The organism is Nocardioides sp. Z24_21 (assembly GCF_058134345.1).
Map to the genome: position 1 here is coordinate 319071 of NZ_JBYTTH010000001.1, position 19679 is coordinate 338749.

At 73.7% G+C, this 19679-nt stretch carries 17 protein-coding genes; 6 read left to right on the forward strand and 11 right to left on the reverse strand.

The window, feature by feature from the left end:
- Positions 1-44: 44 nt before the first annotated feature.
- On the reverse strand, positions 45-1790 hold the full coding sequence (locus tag AC3X7Z_RS01560) for a serine/threonine-protein kinase (RefSeq protein ID WP_489974778.1): 1746 nt from the start codon (positions 1788-1790) through the stop codon (positions 45-47).
- A 108-nt stretch (positions 1791-1898) separates the two neighbouring features.
- Here AC3X7Z_RS01560 and AC3X7Z_RS01565 point away from each other — a divergent pair, with 108 nt between their 5' ends.
- Complete coding sequence (locus tag AC3X7Z_RS01565) at positions 1899-2252, forward strand: TraR/DksA family transcriptional regulator (RefSeq protein ID WP_186340858.1); 354 nt, start codon at positions 1899-1901, stop codon at positions 2250-2252.
- Positions 2253-2745: 493 nt separating this feature from the next.
- Here the strand turns inward: AC3X7Z_RS01565 and nhaA are convergent, their stop codons facing one another.
- From nhaA to AC3X7Z_RS01585, 4 genes are read right to left on the reverse strand one after another with little or no spacing between them, the layout of a single operon-like run.
- Positions 2746-4632 (reverse strand): Na+/H+ antiporter NhaA, encoded by a 1887-nt coding sequence (gene nhaA, locus AC3X7Z_RS01570; RefSeq protein ID WP_489974779.1) that lies wholly within the window; start codon positions 4630-4632, stop codon positions 2746-2748.
- 37 nt (positions 4633-4669) lie between these two features.
- Positions 4670-5743, reverse strand: coding sequence for a branched-chain amino acid aminotransferase (locus AC3X7Z_RS01575; RefSeq protein ID WP_186340857.1), 1074 nt, complete (start codon positions 5741-5743; stop codon positions 4670-4672).
- A gap of 25 nt (positions 5744-5768) precedes the next feature.
- Positions 5769-6857, reverse strand: a complete 1089-nt coding sequence (locus tag AC3X7Z_RS01580) for a 3-isopropylmalate dehydrogenase (RefSeq protein ID WP_186340856.1) — start codon at positions 6855-6857, stop codon at positions 5769-5771.
- A gap of 10 nt (positions 6858-6867) precedes the next feature.
- Entirely contained in the window at positions 6868-7017 is a 150-nt protein-coding gene (locus AC3X7Z_RS01585) for a hypothetical protein (protein WP_186340855.1), read from the reverse strand.
- A 419-nt stretch (positions 7018-7436) separates the two neighbouring features.
- Here AC3X7Z_RS01585 and AC3X7Z_RS01590 point away from each other — a divergent pair, with 419 nt between their 5' ends.
- The gene (locus tag AC3X7Z_RS01590) at positions 7437-8003 is read left to right on the forward strand and encodes an O-methyltransferase (protein WP_186340854.1); all 567 of its coding nucleotides are present in this window, start codon (positions 7437-7439) and stop codon (positions 8001-8003) included.
- A 30-nt stretch (positions 8004-8033) separates the two neighbouring features.
- Here AC3X7Z_RS01590 and AC3X7Z_RS01595 read toward each other — a convergent pair whose 3' ends face one another.
- On the reverse strand, positions 8034-9665 hold the full coding sequence (locus AC3X7Z_RS01595) for a hypothetical protein (RefSeq protein WP_186340853.1): 1632 nt from the start codon (positions 9663-9665) through the stop codon (positions 8034-8036).
- Positions 9666-9758: 93 nt separating this feature from the next.
- Between AC3X7Z_RS01595 and AC3X7Z_RS01600 the strand changes: the two genes are divergently transcribed.
- Together AC3X7Z_RS01600 and AC3X7Z_RS01605 are read left to right on the forward strand one after the other, a co-directional pair.
- Positions 9759-10427, forward strand: a complete 669-nt coding sequence (locus AC3X7Z_RS01600; RefSeq protein ID WP_489974780.1) for an ABC transporter ATP-binding protein — start codon at positions 9759-9761, stop codon at positions 10425-10427.
- A complete protein-coding gene (locus tag AC3X7Z_RS01605) occupies positions 10417-11910 on the forward strand; it encodes a DUF6297 family protein (protein ID WP_489974781.1) in 1494 nt (497 codons plus the stop codon). The genes AC3X7Z_RS01600 and AC3X7Z_RS01605 overlap by 11 nt, the downstream gene beginning before the upstream one ends.
- Positions 11911-11919: 9 nt before the next feature.
- Here AC3X7Z_RS01605 and yczE read toward each other — a convergent pair whose 3' ends face one another.
- The gene (gene yczE / locus AC3X7Z_RS01610; protein WP_489974782.1) at positions 11920-12636 is read right to left on the reverse strand and encodes a membrane protein YczE; all 717 of its coding nucleotides are present in this window, start codon (positions 12634-12636) and stop codon (positions 11920-11922) included.
- A gap of 61 nt (positions 12637-12697) precedes the next feature.
- Here yczE and yczR point away from each other — a divergent pair, with 61 nt between their 5' ends.
- On the forward strand, positions 12698-14149 hold the full coding sequence (gene yczR, locus AC3X7Z_RS01615) for a MocR-like transcription factor YczR (protein WP_489974783.1): 1452 nt from the start codon (positions 12698-12700) through the stop codon (positions 14147-14149).
- Positions 14150-14236: 87 nt separating this feature from the next.
- On the opposite strand, the gene serA is transcribed toward yczR, so the two are convergent.
- Complete coding sequence (serA, locus tag AC3X7Z_RS01620) at positions 14237-15832, reverse strand: phosphoglycerate dehydrogenase (RefSeq protein ID WP_186340849.1); 1596 nt, start codon at positions 15830-15832, stop codon at positions 14237-14239.
- 135 nt (positions 15833-15967) lie between these two features.
- Here serA and AC3X7Z_RS01625 point away from each other — a divergent pair, with 135 nt between their 5' ends.
- Positions 15968-16540: a YdeI/OmpD-associated family protein gene (locus AC3X7Z_RS01625; protein ID WP_186340848.1), complete on the forward strand. Its 573-nt coding sequence runs from the start codon at positions 15968-15970 to the stop codon at positions 16538-16540.
- Positions 16541-16555: 15 nt separating this feature from the next.
- Here the strand turns inward: AC3X7Z_RS01625 and AC3X7Z_RS01630 are convergent, their stop codons facing one another.
- The 3 genes from AC3X7Z_RS01630 to AC3X7Z_RS01640 are packed head-to-tail and all read right to left on the reverse strand — an operon-like array spanning position 16556 to position 19676.
- Positions 16556-17269, reverse strand: coding sequence for a DsbA family oxidoreductase (locus AC3X7Z_RS01630; protein ID WP_489974784.1), 714 nt, complete (start codon positions 17267-17269; stop codon positions 16556-16558).
- 37 nt (positions 17270-17306) lie between these two features.
- Complete coding sequence (locus AC3X7Z_RS01635) at positions 17307-18827, reverse strand: purine-cytosine permease family protein (protein WP_489974785.1); 1521 nt, start codon at positions 18825-18827, stop codon at positions 17307-17309.
- A 48-nt stretch (positions 18828-18875) separates the two neighbouring features.
- Positions 18876-19676: a class I SAM-dependent methyltransferase gene (locus AC3X7Z_RS01640; RefSeq protein ID WP_489974786.1), complete on the reverse strand. Its 801-nt coding sequence runs from the start codon at positions 19674-19676 to the stop codon at positions 18876-18878.
- Positions 19677-19679 lie beyond the last annotated feature (3 nt).

Here is a 19679-nt window from a genome sequence, read left to right on the forward strand (position 1 = left end):
CCCGCTAGGTACCCCCGACGCCCGCTGCTACACGGCGAGGTCCGTCACAACCAGGCGGGCAGGCGTACGCCGGAGAACGGCGCGGCGTCGTCGGGCGCCCAGTCGGTGCCCTGCGCGGTCGCGGCCGCGGCCAGGCCGGACCCGGCCGCCGCGACGAGCAGGGTCGCGAGCAGCCACGGCACACCGCGGCGGGCGAGGGGGTCGACCAGGCGGTGGACCGGCGAGCGGAGCCGCTCGGACCCCGGCCCCCACCAGGTCGAGACGGCGAAGACGACGCCGATCGCGGCGAGCGAGGTGGTCATCGACAGCGACGCCGCGAAGCAGATCAGGGCCACGGCGCACGCGATGCCCGCGCTCCAGAGGAACAGCACGAGCGAGCCGCCCATGCCGGCCACCACGTGCCACGGCGCGGCCAGCAGCACCTGGATGCCGTCGTACCAGCGCGCACCGCGTCGGTCGCGGCGGCTGCCGGCGGACGCCGCGGCGAGCGAGCCGCTGCGCAGCAGCCACACCACGACGAAGAGGACCCCGAGCGCGACGTAGGGGGCGAGGGTGATGGCGCCGGCCACGACGCCGCCGAGGGCAAGCAGCGTGAGCGAGCGACGCACGCGCTCACCAGTGGGCACCTGCTCGCGCTGGGGCGGCCCGTAGTCGGAGACGTACTCGACCGAGCCGTCGGGCAGGACGCGGGTGTGGCGGTGCGGCGCGGTGGCGGCGTCGCCCCACCCGACCGTCACGTCGGCGTCGTGCCACGCGTCCGTGCGGTCGTCGTCGTGCCAGTCGGCGCGCTCGTCGGCGCGGTCGTCGGTGCGGTCGTTCCCGGGGTGGTCCCAGTCGTCGGACCAGTGCACCGGCTCCGCAGCGGCGCCCTGCGCGAACGTGCCGAGGCGGGTGGGGGCATCGAGGTCCTGGCGGACGCCCGCGACGTAGGGCAGCGTGATCGGTCCGGGCGTGCGGTGGGCGTGCTCCGTGCCCACCGGGGAGGCGAGGTCCTCGAGCCAGTCGCGCACCTCGGTCAGGGAGGGCCGGTCGGCGGGCTCGGGGGCGAGCGCCTGCTCCACCAGCTCGCGCATGTCGGGGTCGAGGCCGTCGAGGTCGTGCTCGCCGCGGCGCACGCGGTCCATCACCGCCACCGACGGCCCGCGCCCGAACGGCGCACGCCCGGTGCCGGCGTACGCCACGGTCGCGGCCCAGGCGTGCACGTCGGAGGCGGCGGTGGCGTCGTCGCCGTAGAGGATCTCGGGGGCGAGGTAGCCCGGCGTGCCGAGCAGCCATCCGTTCATGGTGATGCGCGAGTCCTCCGCCACCCGGGCCAGGCCGAAGTCGATGAGGATCGGCGTGCGGCCCTCCATGATCACGTTGGACGGCTTGATGTCGCGGTGCAGCACGCCGACGGAGTGGACCGCCTCGAGCGCCTCGGCGAGGCAGTCGGCGAACCAGACCAGGTCGTCGCCCTCCAGCGCCCCCTCCTCCTGCACGTGGTCGTGGAGCGAGAGGCCAGGGACGTAGCGTGTGGCGACGTAGGGGATCTCGCCGAAGGGGTCGGCGTCGACGATCTCGGCGATGCGGCGACTGCGGACGCGGCTGAGCGAGCTGACCTCACGGGCGAGCCTGCGACGCGCCTCGTCGTCGCCGACCACGTGCGGGCGCAGCACCTTGATCGCCACGGGGCGCTCCCCCGGCCGCTGGCCGAGGTGCACGACTCCCATGCCGCCCTCGCCGAGGCGGGCACGCAGGGCGTAGCCGCCCACGGTCAGGCCGGGCGGCGGCGCCTTCGGGGACGTCGTCACGGCACGAGGATAGTGCCGTAGGCATCGGATCCCCCTGACCACGGCTGCTCGGCGCAGCCGGTGGCGGCGCACAGGCGCGTTGTCGGTGCCGTCGGCGACCATGGGGCGGTGGACGAGACACGGCGACGGCTGGCCGACGAGCGTGACCAGGCCCTCACGCGCCTGGCCGGCCTGACCGGCGACTACGACGCAGTCGTCGCGGCGTCCCTCGACACCAACGCCGACGACGAGCACGACCCCGAGGGCGCCACCATCGCCTTCGAGCGCTCGCAGATCGGAGCCCTCGTCCGGCAGGTGCGCGGCCGCGTGGCCGAGGTGGACGCCGCGCTCGAGCGGGTCGACGCCGGGACCTACGGTGTGTGCGAGTCGTGCGGGCGGCCCATCGGCGACGCCCGACTCGAGGCGCTCCCGGCAGCGCGCACCTGCATCCGGTGCGCGGGACGCGACCCGGGCTCGCGCTGACCTCACGGGTGTGCTCTGGGTGGTCTCCCGCCCTGCCGATGCGGTACGTCGTGGAGGTGCCGGGTGTCCGGTCCCCGCCGCGAGCCGCGCCCGGGCGTCACCCCTCCGCAGATTCGGCGACGGCGGGCGTCCTTGAGCGGTCACGTCCCCGCTCAACCGGTCGGATCCGGGTGTCCCAGCGGGGACGAGACTGTCCTAGTGGGGCTGCTCGGGTGGTGGAAAGGCAGCGGCTGGTGCTGCTCGACCACATCCGCGGCTGGTGTGCCGACTCGCGCACCAAGGTCACCGCCAGCCCGGTCATCGACCTCAACACCCAGCCTGCACGCCGCGGCGCTACGAGACCACCGCGCCCGGCACGTACGAGTGGACCAGCCCCCACGGCGGCCACGGGCACGAAGGTCAGGCCCAGCAGGCTCGCGGGAATCCACCACTCGCGGCGGGGACGGCGCCGCGCCGCGGTCGTACGACGCATCGGCCCGCAGGCCGGCGCGGGTCAGCCGATCGGCCGGGGCGAGCCCTCCGACCGCTCCAGCGCCGCGATCAGCGTCCGCGCGTCGTGGGGGCCGACGTGGCGGGTCCGGCCGATGAAGAAGGTGGGGGTGCCGCGCACGCCGCTCGCCTCGGCCGACGCGACGTCCTGGGCGACGTGGCGGGCCAGCTCCTCGTCGTCGAGGTCACGGAGGAACTGCTCGACGTCGAGGTCGAGGTCGGCGGCGTAGCCGGCCAGGTCCTCCAGCTCGAGCTCGTCCTGGTGGGCGAAGAGCAGCTCGTGCATCTCCCAGTAGCGGCCCTGCCGCGCCGCCGCCTCCGCCGCGAGCGCGGCCAGCTCGGCGTGCGGGTGGACCGGGAGCGGCAGGTGACGGGCGACGTAGCGCAACCGGTCGCCGAAGTGCGCGCGCAGCTCGTTGCCGACCCCGCTGACGCGGGCACAGAACGGGCACTCGTAGTCGAGGTACTCCACGAGCGTCAGCGGCGCGTCGACCGGTCCGAGGACGTGGTCGCGCGCGGGGTCGACCGGCCGGCTCAGGGTCGTCGGCAGGGCGGCGTCGCCCTGGCCGAGGAAGCGGGCGGCGAAGCGGAACGCGAGCCATCCCGCCAGGCTCGCGAGCACAGCGGCGAGCAGGACGCCCACGCGGGCCTCGTCCTGGAGCCGGGACGACTCGAAGGCCAGGCTGATGATCAGCAATGACACCGTGAACCCGATCCCGGAGAGCGCGCCGCCGGCCAGCGTGTGCCCGAGTCCCACGCCCTGCGGCAGGCGTCCCCAGCCGAGCCGCACGCTGGCCCAGGCGCCGGCGAAGATGCCGACCGACTTGCCTACCACCAGTCCGAGCACGATGCCCCACATCACCCGTGAGCCAAGCGCGTCGCCGAGGACTCCGTCGCGCAGGTCGACGCCGGCGTTGGCCAGCGCGAAGACCGGTACGACGACGTTGCTGGTCGGGGCGTGCAACGCCTCCTGGAGCCGCTCGTTGACCGAGATGGCCCGCGTCAGCGACCGCCGCGCCACCCGCTGCACGCCGGGCATCGGCGACTGCCGGAACGCGCGGAAGCTGCGCGCCGCGTCCTCCACGTCGGAGCGCCGCGGGTCGAGCGCGGGGACCAGCAGGCCGCTCAGCATGCCGGCGATCGAGGCGTGCACGCCCGACTCCAGCGTGGCCACCCAGAGGACGACCACCACCAGCACGTAGGGCGCCGCCTGCCACACGCCCGCGCGGCCGAGCCCGACCAGCACGAGCAGGCACGCCGCGGCGACCGCGAGCGCCCCGAGCGAGAGGTGGTCGGAGTAGACGACCCCGATGACGCTGACGGCGACGATGTCGTCGATGACGGTGAGGGTCAGCAGGAAGATCCGCAGCTGCGTCGAGACCGCCGGCCCGACGAGCGCCATCACCCCGAGCAGGAAGGCGGTGTCGGTGCCGATCACCGCGCCCCAGCCGGCCGCGGCCTCCCCGGAGGGGTTGAGGGCCAGGAAGATCGCGGCCGGGACGAGCATGCCGGTCGTGCCGGCGACCAGCGGCACGACCACCCGGCTGCGGTCGACGAGCTCGCCGATCGCGAACTCCTTGCGGACCTCGAGGCCGATGACGAAGAAGAAGACGACCATCAGGCCGTCGTTGATCCAGTGGTGCAGGTCCATCGTGAGCCCGCCGTCGCCGAAGCGCACGGACACCTCGGTGCGCCACAGGTCGACGTAGGACTGCGACCAGGGCGAGTTGGCCCAGACCAGGGCGACCAGCGCGGCGACGACGAGCAGGCCCGCCGAGCCCGACTCGGTACGGATGAAGTCGCGCAGCGAGCGTGGGCTCTGCGCCTCGAACGCGCTCGCCCCCCGGCAGGACGACTGGTCGGGGTCGCGGTCCGACGGCGCCGTGCTCACCCGGACGAGGCTAGCGGGCGGGTCGCCGCTGCGCGGCTCAGCAGACCCGGTGCATCCAGCCGAAGGTGTCCTCGGCGCGACCGAACTGCATGCCGACGAGGGCCTCGCGGATCTGCATGGTGAGCCCGGTGCTCGCCGGCGCCGGGGTCACGCCGCTGGGCGAGCGCAGCTCGCCGACCGGGGTGACGACCGCGGCCGTGCCGCACGCGAAGACCTCGGTGATGTCGCCGGACGCGATCCCCTCGCGCCACTCGTCGATGGAGACCTTGCGCTCCTCGACCGCGTGGCCGAGCTTGCCCGCCAGCTCGATGATCGAGGCGCGGGTGATGCCCTCGAGGATCGTGCCGGTCTCGGGGGTGACGACCCGGCCGTCGGCATGGACGAAGAACAGGTTCATCCCGCCGAGCTCCTCGATGTAGCGGAACTCCTGGTCGTCGAGGAACACCACCTGGTCGCAGCCCTGCTCGATCGCCTCGCGCTGGGCGGCCAGCGAGGCGGCGTAGTTGCCGCCGGTCTTGGCCGCGCCCATCCCGCCGCGCCCGGCGCGGGTGAAGGACTCCGACAGCCACAGGTTGACCGGCTTGATGCCGCCCTTGAAGTAGGCGCCGGCGGGCGAGGCGATCACCATGAACGTGACGTGCTCGGCCGGGCGCACGCCGAGGAAGGACTCCGAGGCGAACATGAAGGGCCGCAGGTAGAGCGACTTCTCCCCCTCGCTCTCGGGCACCCAGCGCTGGTCGACCCGCACCAGGGCGTCCACGGCCGCGACGAAGTCGTCGACGGGGAGCTCGGGGAACGCCAGGCGCCGCGAGGAGCGCACCATCCGCTCCGCGTTCTGGTCGGGCCGGAAGGTCCAGATCGAGCCGTCGTCGTGCCGGTAGGCCTTCATCCCCTCGAAGGTCTCCTGCGCGTAGTGCAGCACCGCGGTCGCCGGGTCGAGGGTCAGCGGGCCGTAGGGCTCGATCCGACCGGCGTGCCAGCCGTCGGCGGGCGTCCACTCGAGCGTGAGCATGTGGTCGGTGAAGTGCGTGCCGAAGCCCGGGTTGGCGAGGATCTCCGCGAGGCGGGCGTCGTCGACGGGTGCGGGGTTGGCGGTGGTGCTGATCTGCATGGGGTCAAACCTACTCAGGTGTGGCTCAGAGGCGAGCGGCGATGGCGTCCCCGACCTCGCTCGTACGACGGCTCGTGCCCGGCGCGCGCTCGGTGAGGTCGGCCAGGACGGCCGCCTCGATCCGCGCGGCCGCCTCGGCGTGGCCGAGGTGGTCGAGCAGGAGGGCGCCGGACAGGATCGCGGCGGTCGGGTCGGCCTTCTGCTGGCCGGCGATGTCGGGGGCGGAGCCGTGGACCGGCTCGAACATGGACGGGGCGGTGCGGTCGGGGTTGACGTTGCCGGAGGCGGCGAGCCCGATGCCACCGGTGACGGCGGCGGCGAGGTCGGTGATGATGTCGCCGAAGAGGTTGTCGGTCACGATCACGTCGAAGCGGGCCGGGTCGGTGGCCATGAAGATCATCGCCGCGTCGATGTGGATGTAGTCGGTGGTGACGTCGGGGTACTCGGCCCCGACCTGCTCGAAGAGCCGCCACCAGAGCGAGCCGGCGTTGACGAGCACGTTGGTCTTGTGGACCAGCGTGAGCTTCTTGCGTGCCCGACCCTGTGCCCGGGCGAAGGCGTCGCGGACCACCCGCTCCACGCCGTAGGCGGTGTTGACCGAGACCTCGGTCGCCACCTCGGCCGGGGTGCCGACCCGCAGCGCGCCGCCGTTGCCGGTGTAGGGACCCTCGGTGCCCTCGCGGACCACCACGAAGTCGATGTCGCCCTTCTCCAGCACCGACTCCGCCAGGGGTGAGGTGGAGCCGGGGAAGAGCCGCGACGGGCGCAGGTTGACGTAGTGGTCGAGCTCGAAGCGCAGCCGCAGCAGCAGCCCGCGCTCGAGGATGCCCTGGGGCAGGTGGGGGTCGTTGGGCCTGCCGCCGACCGCCCCGAGCAGGATCGCGTCGTGCTCACGGATCTCCGCGAGCACCGAGTCGGGCAGCACCTCTCCGGTGGCGAGGTAGCGCTCGGCGCCGAGGTCGTAGCGCGTCGACTCGAAGGTCACGGGGGCCGCGGCCTCGAGGACCTTCAACGCCTCCGCCGTGACCTCGGGGCCGATGCCGTCGCCGGGGATGACGGCGAGGGTCGGGTTGCCGGTGGCGCGGGCGGTGGCGGGCTGCGGGGTCTCGGACATGCCGCGAAGGCTAGTTGTCGTCCGGACGCTGGCCGCCACCGTCTCGCAGGTCAAGCGCCCGCTGGACGGCGACGGCGGTGTTCTCGGCGCTGCGCGGGTTGTCGGGGTCGTGGGCCGCGGGGCCCCAGGTCTCGGGGTACATCTGGTACATCTCGCTCACTCCTGCGTGGTGCGTCGCTATGGGGGTGAGCCCGAAGCCGCCGACACCGCGGCGGGTGGGGAAGCAGGGGGTTCGGGGATCGCCCGGGCCCGGCTGCCGGCCGACGAGCGTGCGGATCGCGCGGTTGCTGCGCAGGACCCGCCGCGAAGGCGGAGGCTTCGAGCTCGGCTGGGCTGCTGCCCAGCGGAGGGGCGAAAGGCCGGTGGCGGAACCTCGTCAACGCCGAACACCGCGACGAGGTGGCCTCTCTGTCAGGCCCCGCCGCGGCGATCGATGAGTACGAAGACGCTCCGCATGATGGGGAGACCATACGACCGGCCGGGCGGTCGGCGCAGCAACGATCCCTCCATGTGTCAGATCGTGAGACGTCAGCCCGCGCACCGGGATCGCGGGTGCGGGGTGACAGACTCGGCGACCTCATGTCTGCTCCCCCCGACCTCCCCCACATCGTCCAGCGTGCCTTCGACGTGTGCCGCCAGGCCGGCTACGTCGCGTTCTGCCGCAACGAGACCGGTCGCCTGCTCGCGACCCTCGCGGCGACGCGCGGCGGCACCATGGCCGAGTTCGGCACCGGCTGCGGGGTCGGCACCGCCTGGCTCCGCAGCGGCGTGCGCAACGGCGCCCGGATCCTGACCGCGGAGCTCGACGAGTCGCTGGCCGGCGCCGCGGCGAAGATCTTCGACGACGACGAGAAGGTCGAGGTGCTCGCCGCCGACTGGAGCGTGCTGCGCGAGCACGGCCCCTTCTCCCTGCTCTTCCTCGACTCGGGCACCCCGTCGGAGGTCGGCGTCGACGCGATCGTCGACCTCGTCGAGCCCGGCGGCATCGTGGTCCTCGACGACTTCGCGCCGTGCGAGTCCTGGCCCCCGATCACCTACGGCCGGGTCGACACGCTGCGCGAGCAGTGGCTCACCGACGAGCGGTTCACCGCCGTCGAGGTCATGGTCGCCGCGGACGCCTCGGCCGTCATCGCGACCCGACGCTGAGGCCCCGCGCGCCTGCCCGGCCGGCGCCGATCAGTCGTAGAAGTTGGTCTCGCCCAGCAGGACCCCCGCCACGGCCGGGTTGGGCTTGCCCCGCGGGTCGTGCTGGATGCCGATCACCTGCCGCGTGCGCGTGCCGTCGGCGTACGTCATCTCGATCACGCCGGTGGACACCACCCGGTAGGTGCCGCGCTGGTCGGCCGGAGCGGTGGCCCAGCTGCTGCCCAGGCCCGGCCAGCTGCCGACCGAGTAGCCGCCCTCCACGAAGCGCCCGGCGCGGTCCATCGTGAGGTAGTCGGTGTAGGCGGTGCACGAGATCGTGCAGAAGCCGGACCAGTTCTGGTGGTAGAGGTCCACGGCCAGCTTGGTGCCCTTCGTGGGCAGCGTCAGCGGCTCGACGCGCAGCTTCTCGCCGTAGCCGGGGTGCGTGAACGCGAAGCCCGCGGAGGTCACCTTGACCTTCTCCCTGCCGATCTTCAGCCGACCGGTGCGCGCGTCGTAGGAGTAGCGGCGGCACTCCTTGACCTTGGCCGAGCACCGCGGCTTCCGGCCGTCGGCCCACCCCGTGTAGGCCCACTTCCGGTCGACGAACCACACCGCGTGGTTGATCCAGCCGGCCGACGACTGGAGGTTGGTGTCCTCCCAGCCCCACCAGTAGGTGCCGGCGAGGTTGCGGAGCCGGGTCGGCTTCGGGGTGACCACGACGGTCGTCCTCGCGGTCGCCGTGGCGGCAGCGGGGTCGGTGACGGTGAGCGTGAGGGTGCGCGGCTTGAGCGCCTTCGACCTCTTCTTCTTGCCGGTGGGGCGCTTGAGCCTGACCTTGAGGTCGACGTACTCGGTGCTCCGCTGGTCGACCACGCCGACGTCGACGACCTTCTGTGCGATCTCGATTCCCTTGCCCGAGGCCGTGAGGCGCACGCTCGATGCCGGCCCGCGCGCGGTGTTGCGGACCTCGACGCCGACGTCGACCCACCGGCCGGCCTTGGCGCCGACCATCTGCTCGTCGGGCTCGACCTCGAGCACCGGCACGTAGACCGCGGCGAGGTCGGCGGGATAGGCGATGCTGAGCAGCTGACCGTTCGGGACGTTCTGCGCCACCGCTGCGTAGGCGCACGCGAGCTCGGTGTCGCGCAGCACCGGGTGCGGAGCCGTGGCGATGGTCACCGTGGCGCCCTGCAGGCTGGCACTCGCGCCGATCACGGACCCGTCGGGCACCTGCCCCTGCGCCGAGGAGGCGTCGCCCGTCGCGACGGCGGCGAGCGCCGGCGTGCAGGTGCTGCCCTGCCACGTCCCGACCACGACGGCGACCGCGGCGCTGGCGTCGGTGGGCGCCGCGTTGAGGGCCGCGGTGCCGGTGAGGGTGCCGGCCTGCACGTCGACCACGACGTCGACAGCCGCGAGCTGCTGCTGCGGGGTGGTGCCGGGGACGTGCTCGATCTCGGTGAGCCGGGCGGTGCGCCGGACCGCACCGTCGGCCGCCTTGGCGTGCCGCTGGACACGCGTGCCCGGCGCCGCGTCCTGCCCGCGACGGTCGAGCCGGAGCTCGATCCCGTGGCCGGGGTCGGCGGGACCGCCGGGACCGCCGGTGGTGGCGACGGCGGGTGTGCCCGCGACGGCGACACCGAGCAGGACCGGGACCGACACGAGCAGACGTCGACGACGCATGGCTTCCCCCCACGTTTGGACCAAGGTGGCTATCCCTACCACGGCCATGCCGGTCGGGTCACCAGTCGAAAGGTCGATGCTGCGCCTGCTTGGATGACGCACGTGGCCGCCGACGAGTCTCCCCCGCTGCTCCGGGCACGGGGGATCTCCCGCCGCTTCGCCGACCGGACGATCCTGTCGGAGGTCGACCTGGACGTCGCCTCGGGCGAGGCGGTCGGGGTGGTGGGTCCCAACGGCAGCGGCAAGTCGACGCTGCTGCGCTGCCTCATCGGCGCCGACCGCGCCGATGCCGGCGAGACGACGCTGGACGGGCGCGTCCTCGACGAACGGGAGCCCGGGATCCGGGCCGACCTGGCCGTGGTGATGGACGACATCGACTTCTTCCCCGACCTGTCCGTGGTCGAGCACCTCGACCTGGTCGCGCGGGCGCACGCGCAGCCGGACGCCCAGGAGGTCGTCGACGCGGTGCTCGCCGAGACCGGGCTGATGGAGGTCTCGGGCCAGCTCCCCTCGACGCTGTCGTCCGGACAGCGACGGCGGCTGGCCCTCGCGAGCGCGTTCGTACGCCCGCGCCGGCTGTTGGTGCTCGACGAGCCGGAGGCGCGGCTCGACGTCGCGGGCGTGCAGTGGCTCGGCGCGAAGCTCCTCGCCGAGAAGACCGCCGGGCGGGCCGTGCTGCTGGTGAGCCACGACCCCGACCTCGTCGCGCGGGTCTGCGACCGGGTGGTCCGCCTCGGGGACGAGCCCGACGATGGCGACTGACCCGGCGGCCCTCGCGGAGGTCCCGTCCGCCCGGGAGCTGCGCGCGGAGATCCGCCACTGGCGCCGGGGCCGCGCCGAGCTGTCGTGGGGCGAGGTCCTCTCGGACGCCTACGTCGCCCTCTTCTGCGTGGTGATGATCGCCGCGATGGCCGGCAACGTCGTGCTCAGCCTGCGCCGGCTCGCCGACGACGCGTGCCTCGCCGCGTGCGCCGAGGTCCGGTCGGCGGTCCCCTGGCTGGCGACCCTCGCGGTCGCGTTGCTGGCGCTCGGCATGGCCCGGCTGCTCGGTCCGGTCTTCAGCCCGCCCGCGGCCAACGCGTGGCTGCTCGGCTCGCCCGTCGACCGCGGCGCGCTGCTGCGTCCCGGCTGGCTGCGGACCGTCGCGACCACCGGCCTCGGCACCGTGCTCCTGCTGCTGGCACCGGCCGTGCTGGGCGGCTTCTCGTGGCACGAGTCGGTGCTCTACCTGGCAGCGGGCGGTGCCACCGCGTGCGCCTGCGTGGGGGTGGCGGCGTTGTCCCAGGTGCGGGAGGACCCGGTCGCGCGGTGGCTCACGTGGTGCGTCACCGGTGCGCTCTGGCTGGCGCTCGCGCTGGCCGCGACCCACCGGCTCGAGGTCGTGCCGGAGGTCCCGGCGGCGACCGGGATCGTCGCGGCCGCCCTGCTCGTCGTGGTCGCCGGCACGCTCGCCTGGCGCGCGGCGATCGCCGTCGGCCGCGTGTCGCGCCGCGTGCTCGGCTACACCGAGCACCTCTCCCCCAGCCTGTCGGGAGCGCTGTCGTCGGTCGACCTCGGCCTGATGTACGACGTGCTGCTCGCCCGCCGCTGGGGTCGCGGCGCGCGCGTCAGATCGCGCACCGGCGGTCCGCTCGGCTGGCGCGCGCTGGTCCACCGCGACCTGCTGCGGGCGGCCCGGGCACCCCAGCCGTACGTCCTGCTCGCCGGTCTCGTGCTCGTCCCGTACGCCGCGGCGGAGGCCGGCGCCGGCCGGGCGGTCGTGCTCGCGACGACCCTGGCGGGGCTGCTCGGCGGTCCGGCGCTCTGCTCCGGCCTCCGCGTGGTCGTGCGCACCCGCAGCATCGCCCGGATGCTGCCTCTGCGCCGGCGGACGCTGGTGCTCGCGCACCTGGTCGTGCCCGCGACGGCGCTGATGGCGTTCGCCCTGGCGACGACCTGGACGCTGCTGCCGGTCGTCGGCGAGGACGGCGGAGCGGTCAACCTCGCCGTCGCGTGCGGGCTGTCGTCGATCGCAGCGACCGTGCGGTGGGTGAGCGGCAAGCCGCCGAACTACGCCGCGCCCCTGGTCAGCACCCCCGCCGGGGGCGTGCCGTCCGGCGTGTTCCTCAGCGCCGCCCGGGGCTTCGACGTGTGGGCGATCACCGCCCTGCCGCTGATGTTCGGGACGGGCGGCATGCTCGTCTCGAGCGTGGTCAGCGTCGGCGTGATCGCCTACCTCGTCTCCGGCGACGCCGGCCCGGGCTGACGGCCGCGCTCAGCCGGCGGGCCGGTCCGTCGGCGACGGCGTGAGCTCGACGGTCACCCAGGGCAGCATCAGCTGGGTGAGCGGGCCGATGGCGAGGGCGTAGACGACCGTGCCCACGCCGAGCACCCCGCCGAGGAGCAGCCCCAGGACCACGACGGTGACCTCGAGACCCGTACGGACCAGGCGGAGGGACAGCCCGGCGCGACGGGCCAGACCCGTCATCAGTCCGTCGCGCGGACCGCGGCCGAGCTGGGCGCCGATGTAGAGCGCGCCGGCCGCGCCGCAGAGCACGACGCCGCCGAGCATCAGCGCCACTCGCCCGGCCATCGCGTCGGGAGGCGTGAGGACGCCGAGCGTCGCGTCGGCCGCGAGGCCGACCACGACCGCGTTGCTGATCGTGCCGAGACCCGGCATCTCGCGCAGTGGGATCCACAGCACCAGCACGACGAAGCTGAAGAGGACGACCGCCTGGCCGAGCGTCATCGGCACGTGCCGCACGAAGCCGGAGTGCAGCACGTCCCACGGCGCGAGGCCGAGCGCCCCGCGGACCATCATCGCCAGCGAGACGCCGTAGAGGAACAGGCCCACGTAGAGCTGCGGGAGGCGACGGGCGAGGCGTCCCGCGCGCAGCTGGGCGACCGGGCCGAGGTCGACGAGGGCGGGGCGCGAGACGACGGTGCCGACGGACGTGCTGGCGGACGTGCTGGCGGACGTGCTGTCGAACATGGCACCAGCCTGACCCGGATTGGCCTTGCTCGAAATAGCCAATCCTGTGACAGTGGCCTGCATGAGCCGCGTCGTCAACGCCCATCGGGTGGCCACCCTCGTGGCCGACTTCCCCCGCTCCCCCGCCTACCTCGGCCTTGCCGACAGCCTGCGGGTGCTCATCGGCGACGGTCGGGTGGGCGTCGACGTGCGGCTGCCGAGCGAGCGCGACCTCTCCGCGGCACTCGACGTCTCGCGCACCACGATCACCCGCGCCTACGAGGTGCTGCGCGAGTCCGGCTACGCCGAGTCGCGCCGCGGGTCGGGCACCTTCACGACCGTGCCCGGCGGGCGCAGGCGGGCCCACGACCGGTCGCTGATGCCGGGCACGGGCGGCGAGGACGCCATCGACCTCAACTGCGCGGCCAGCTCCGCCCCGCCCGGCCTCGTCGAGGCCTACCAGCGTGCCGGCGAGCAGCTGCCGGCCTACCTCAGCGGGCCGGGCTACTTCCCGCTCGGGATGCCGGCCCTGCAGGCGCGCATCGCCGCGTCGTACGAGGCGCGCGGACTGCCCACCGTCCCCGAGCAGGTGATGGTGACCGCGGGCGCCCTGGCGGCCGCCTCGGTGGTGGCCCGGGCCTTCACCACCCCGGGGGCACGGGTCGTCGTGGAGTCACCGACCTACCCCAACGCGACCCGGGCGGTGCGGCACGCCGGCGCCCGGCTGGTCGCTGCGACCGTCGACCCCGACGGCTGGGACCTCGACGCGCTGGCCGCCACGCTGCGCCGGACCTCGCCCCGGCTGGCCTACCTGATCCCCGACTTCCAGAACCCCACCGGGCAGCTGATGGGCGACGACCAGCGCGAGCAGCTCGCCGGCGCCCTGGCCCGCACCCGCACCACCGTCGTCGCCGACGAGGCCCACCAGGCACTCGCCCTGCGCCCCGGGCTGGCCGACGACATGCCCAGCCCGCTCGCGGCCCACGCGCCGGGCGCGATCACGATCGGCAGCGCCAGCAAGTCGTTCTGGGGCGGGCTGCGGCTGGGGTGGGTGCGCGCCCCGCTGGCCGACATGGACCGGCTCCTGCAGGCACGCATCGGCCTCGACCTCGGGGCGCCGGTGTTCGAGCAGCTGGTGCTGGCCGACCTGCTGGACCACGCCGACGAGGTGCTGCCTGCCCACCGCGCACGGCTGCTGGCCGGCCGCGACACGCTGGTGGCCGCGATCGGCCAGCACCTGCCGGCGTGGCGCTTCCGGGTGCCCGACGGCGGGCTCGCCCTGTGGTGCGAGCTCCCCGAGGCGCTCGCCACGGCGACGACGGCCGAGGCGGAGCGTCGCGGCGTGGTGCTGGCGCCGGGGCCGGTCTTCGCGGTGGAGGGCGGTCTCGACCGGTTCGTGCGGATCCCGTGGACGGCGGAGCCCGACCGTCTCGAGGAGGCGGTACGACGCCTGGCCGCGGCATGGGAGCACGTGACGTCCGACGCCGCCCGGGCGCCCACGCGCCGTCAGGCCGGGCGCGTCATGGTCGCGTGAGGCGGACGCGACAGGACCCGCGTCGCGCGCACGACGAGAACGCCCCGGCGAGCAGTGCTCGCCGGGGCGTTCGCCGTCTCTGGGCCGTCAGGACAGGTCGACGGCCCGCACCGACGCCGCCTGCATGGCGGCCTCGATCTCATCCAGCGTCGCGGCGGGGATCGCCGAGTCGACACTGAGCGCGACGAGGGCGGCGCCGCCCTTGTCCTGCCGCGAGACCTGCATTCCGGCGATGTTGACGGCCGCGTCGCCGAGGATGCCGCCCACGGTGCCGACCATGCCCGGACGGTCCTCGTAGGTGAGGAACGCGAGGTGGGTGGTGGGCTCGATGTCGACGTCGAAGCCGTTGACCTCGACGAGCCGCTCCTTCTGGGCGATCCCGACGAGCGTGCCGCTGACGGAGACCTGGGTCCCGTCGGCCAGGGTGCCCCGCAGCGTGATCAGGTTGCGGTGGTCAGGGCTCTCCGCCTCGGTCACCAGGCGGACCTCGGTGCCGCGCTCGGCGGCCAGCAGCGGCGCGTTGACGTAGGACACCTGCTCCTCGACGATGTCGGCGAAGACGCCCTTGAGCGCCGCGAGCTCGAGCACCTTGACGTCGTACTCGGTGATCTCGCCGCGCACCTCGACGTCGAGCTGCTGGGCGACCTCGCCGGCGAGCGCGGTGAAGACCCGGCCGAGCTTCTCGGTGAGCGGGATGCCGGGGCGTACGTCCTCGGCGATGACGCCGCCCTGCACGTTGACCGCGTCGGGCACGAGCTCGCCGCCCAGCGCGAGCCGCACGGAGCGGGCGACCGCGATGCCGGCCTTCTCCTGCGCCTCGTCGGTCGACGCGCCCAGGTGGGGCGTGGCGACGACGTTCTCGAGCTCGAACAGCGGGCTGTCGGTGCAGGGCTCGCTGGCGAAGACGTCGAGGCCGGCGGCCGCGATCTGGCCGGTCTTGAGGGCGTCGTAGAGCGCCGCCTCGTCGACGATCCCGCCGCGGGCCGCGTTGACCAGGACCAGGCTGTCCTTCGCGCGGGCGAGCTGGTCGGCGCCGATGAGGCCGAGCGTCTCGGGCGTCTTGGGCAGGTGGACGCTCATGAAGTCCGACTCGTCGAGCAGCGTGTCGAGGTCGACCAGGCGTACGCCCATCTGCGCGGCGCGGCCGGCCTGCACGTAGGGGTCGTAGGCGATGACCTTCATGCCGAAGGCGCTCAGCCGCTGCGCGACGAGCACCCCGATGCGGCCCAGGCCGACGATGCCGACGGTCTTCTCGTAGAGCTCGATGCCGGTGTACTTCGAGCGCTTCCACTCGCCACCGCGCAGGGCCGCGTGGGCGGGGCTGATGTGGCGGGCGGCGGCGAGCATCAGTGCGACGGCGAGCTCGGCGGCGCTGACGATGTTGGACGTGGGCGCGTTGACGACCATCACACCGGCCTGCGTCGCGGCCTTGACGTCGACGTTGTCGAGGCCGACGCCGGCGCGGGCCACGATCTTGAGCCGGTCGGCGGCCGCGAGCGCCTCGGCGTCCACCTTGGTGGCGGAGCGGACGAGGATCGCGTCGACGCCGACGATCGCGGGCAGGAGCTCGGCGCGATCGGCACCGTTGCAGTGCCGGATCTCGAAGTCGGGGCCCAGCGCGTCGATGGTGGCGGGGCTGAGCTCTTCGGCGATGAGTACGACGGGCTTGACGGGTGCGCTCACAGCGTGGGTCCTCTGGGTGGGTCGAGGGTGTCCGGGACTGCACGACGCTGTGCGGTGACCACCCTACCCGCGAGTGGATCGGGAGTCCCAATGCGTCAGCATCCGGACGTCGTACCCGGCCCCTACGATCGGTCCATGGGTGCGATGGACGACGCCGAGCGGCTGGAGCCGCGGACGGTCGAGGAGTGGAGCGCGTGGCTGGTCGAGCACCACCGGCAGCCCGACGGCGTGTGGCTGGTGAGCCCGCGCCGGGCCACGGAGCGGCCCTTCACCTACGAGGTGGCGGTCCTCGAGGCGCTGCGCTACGGCTGGGTCGACTCGACGGTGAAGCCGCTCGACGAGCAGCGCTCGATGCAGTGGTTCGCCCCGCGGCGCCGGGGCAGCATGTGGACCCGGATCAACAAGGGCCGGATCGCGCGCCTGCAGGAGGCCGGCCTGCTGGAGCCGGCGGGGGCCGCGGCGGTGGCCGTCGCGAAGGAGACGGGCATGTGGACGCTCATGGACGCGGTCGAGGACCTCGTCGTGCCCGACGACCTCGCTGCCGCCTTCGAGCGGCACCCGGGCGCGCGCGAGCACTGGGAGTCGTGGTCGGCGTCGGCGCAGAAGCTGATCCTGACGTGGATCGTGCTGGCCAAGCGACCCGAGACGCGGGCGGCGCGCGTGGAGACGACCGCGGAGAAGGCCGGGCGCGGCGAGAGGTCCCGGTAGGCCGGTCGCAGGCGGTCAGATGGCGCAGCCGTCGGGGCCGCACGCGTCCCCGCCGTCGGCGCCCGCCAGCACCTCGATGGCCGGGTGCGACTCCGACCACGCGCGCTCGAGCACCTGGGTGAGCACCTCGGTCGGCTGGGCGCCGGAGACGCCGTACTTCTCGTCCACGACGAAGAACGGGACGCCGCTGGCTCCGTAGGCCTGGGCCTGCGCCATGTCGGCGTGCACGTCCTGCTCGAGCTCGCGCGAGGACAGCACCTCCTCGACCCGGGTCGCGTCGAGCCCGGCCGCGACCGCGATCTCACGCAGCACGTCGTGGTCGGCGACGTTGCGGGCCTGGGTGAAGTAGGCCTCGAGCAGCGCCTCCTTGACGCGGCCCTGCAGCGCGGGTCCGCCCTGCCGGTCGGCGAGGTGGATCACGCGGTGGGCGTCGACGGTGTTGAGGTGCATCGTCTCGGAGAGCCGGTAGACCAGCCCCTCCTCGGCCGCGACGGCCTCGACGCGCTCCTGCATCTGCTGCGCGCCGCTCGGCGACTGCCCGTACGTGCGCTGCAGCATCGTCGTCGTCGTCTCGGTCGGCTCGGTCGGCGCCCCGGGGTCGAGCTGGTAGGAGCGCCAGCGCACCTCCACCTCGTCGGCGTGGGCGAACTGCGCCAGGGCGCTCTCGATGCGGCGCTTGCCGATGTAGCACCACGGGCAGACGACGTCGGACCAGATCTCGATCTTCACGCGGGCCCAACGCCGTCCGGGCGGCGGTTTGTTCCGGTCAGCCGGCGACGCGCGGGGCGTCGGCCTCCTGGGCCCGCACCTTCGCGCGGCGGGCCACGTAGCTCACGGCGAACCCGAGGACGAGGGCGAGCAGCACGCCGAGGTTGGCGTAGGGCCAGTTGCCGTCCCAGTAGGGACCGGCGGGGTCGTCGACGTAGGTGCCCAGGCCGAGGGGGTGGAGCAGGAATCCCTGCCAGTTGTTCCAGGTGGCGTCGGCGGCGAAGTTGTTGACCACCAGGCCCCACCCGACGACCGAGGCGCCCGCCATCGTGGCGATGGAGGTCCAGTCGACGCTGCCGTAGCGGCCGCTGCTGTCGAACAGCGCCTCGTCGTCGTAGTCGCGCTTGCGCAGCGCGATGTCGGCGATCATGATCCCCGCCCACGCGGCCAGGGGCACACCGAGGGTGATCAGGAAGCTCTGGAACGGCCCGAGGAAGTCCTCGGCGAAGAAGACCACCCAGATCGTGCCGGCGGTCAGGATGAGGCCGTCGACGAACGCCGCCGCGGGCCGCGGGATCCGCACGCCCAGCGAGAGGAGCGTCAGGCCCGAGGAGTAGATGCCGAGGACGGCGCCGCTGACCAGCGCGAGGATCGCGGCCAGGAGGAACGGCACGAGGAACCAGGTCGGCAGCAGCGTGCCGAGGGTGCCGATCGGGTCGTCGACGATGCCGGCGCTCAGCTCGGCGGACGAGCCCGCCAGCAGCAGCCCGAAGACGACGAGCAGCACCGGGGCGACGGCGCCGCCGAAGGTGTTCCAGGCGACGATGGCCGACCCCTTGGCCTCGCGCCGCTGGTAGCGCGACCAGTCGGCGGCGATGTTGATCCAGCCCAGCCCGAAGCCGGTCATCACCATGACCAGCGCCCCGACCATCTGCTGGGCGCTGCCGCTGGGGATGTCGCTCACGGCCGTCCAGTCGATCTCGTCGAGGGTGAGGCCGACGTAGACCAGCGTCGCGATGCCGGTCAGCCAGGTGAGCACCGACTGCATCCGCATGATCACGTGGTAGCCGGCGACACTCGCCGCGACGATCAGGGCCGCGACGACGACGGTCGCCACGACCTGGGTCGTGGTGCCGCCCGACCAGCCGAGCTGCTCGAAGATCGTCGCCGTCGCGAGCACGGCGAGGATCGCGAGGAAGGTCTCCCACCCGATGGAGACCAGCCACGACACGACGCCGGGCACCTTCTGCCCGTCGACGCCGAACGCCGCGCGGCTGAGCACCATCGTGGGCGCGGAGCCCCGCTTGCCGGCGATGGCGATGATCCCGCACAGCGCGAACGACACCACGATGCCGACCACCGAGACCACCAGGGCCTGGAGGAACGAGATCCCGAAGCCCAGCACGAACGAGCCGTAGCTGATGCCGAAGACCGAGACGTTGGCCGCGAACCACGGCCAGAACAGGTCGCGCGGTCGCGCCGTGCGCGCGGACTCCTCGATGATCTCGATGCCGGTGGTCTCGACGCCGAGGCGGCGGGTCTGCTCCAGGCCCGACGCCGGGGTTGTGGTGTGGCTCATGACCGCATCGTCGCGCACCGGTGGCCCGGTATCCAGCACCGACGTGCGTCAGGCACGGACGAGCACCTCACCGTGCAGGACGGAGAACCAGCCGTCGGGGTCGGTCGCCCAGGCGCGCCAGGCGGCGGCGACCTGCTCGAGCTCCTCGACCGAGGCGCGGCGCTCGGCGACGAGTTGGCGGGCCAGCGCGGTCGAGGTGATGCGGTCGGCCCAGAGGCCGCCCCACCAGTCGCGGTCGGCCGGGGAGGCGTAGCACCAGGTGGACGACCCGGCGACCACGTCGGTGGCGCCGGCGGCGTGCGCCCAGGCGAGGAGCATCCGGCCCGCGTGGGGCTCGCCCCCGTTGGCGCGCGCGGCGGCCTCGTAGAGCTCGAGCCACCGGTCGAGGCCGCCCGACGCGGGATGCCAGGAGAAGTGGCCGTAGTCGCTGTCGCGGACGGCGACCACGCCACCCGGTCGGGTCGCCCGCAGCATCTCGCGGAGCGCCCCGACCGGGTCGGTGACGTGCTGGAGCACCTGGTGGGCGTGGACGACGTCGAACGCCCCGCCGAGGACACCGTCGACGTCGAGGGCATGGACGTCGCCCACCACCACCGTCGCGTTGGTGACGCCCTGGCGCTCGAGCTCGGTGCGCGTCAGCGCCGCCGCCTCCTCGTCGATCTCGACGGCCACGACCTCCCGCACGAGCCGGGCCAGGTCAGCGGTGATGGTGCCGGGACCCGACCCGACGTCGAGCAGGCGCTGCCCGTCGTGCAGGTGCGGCAGGAGGTGGGCCGCCGAGTTGGCCGCCGTGCGCCACCGGTGGGAGCGCAGGACGGCCTCGGCGTGCCCGTGGGTGTAGGTGCTCACTGA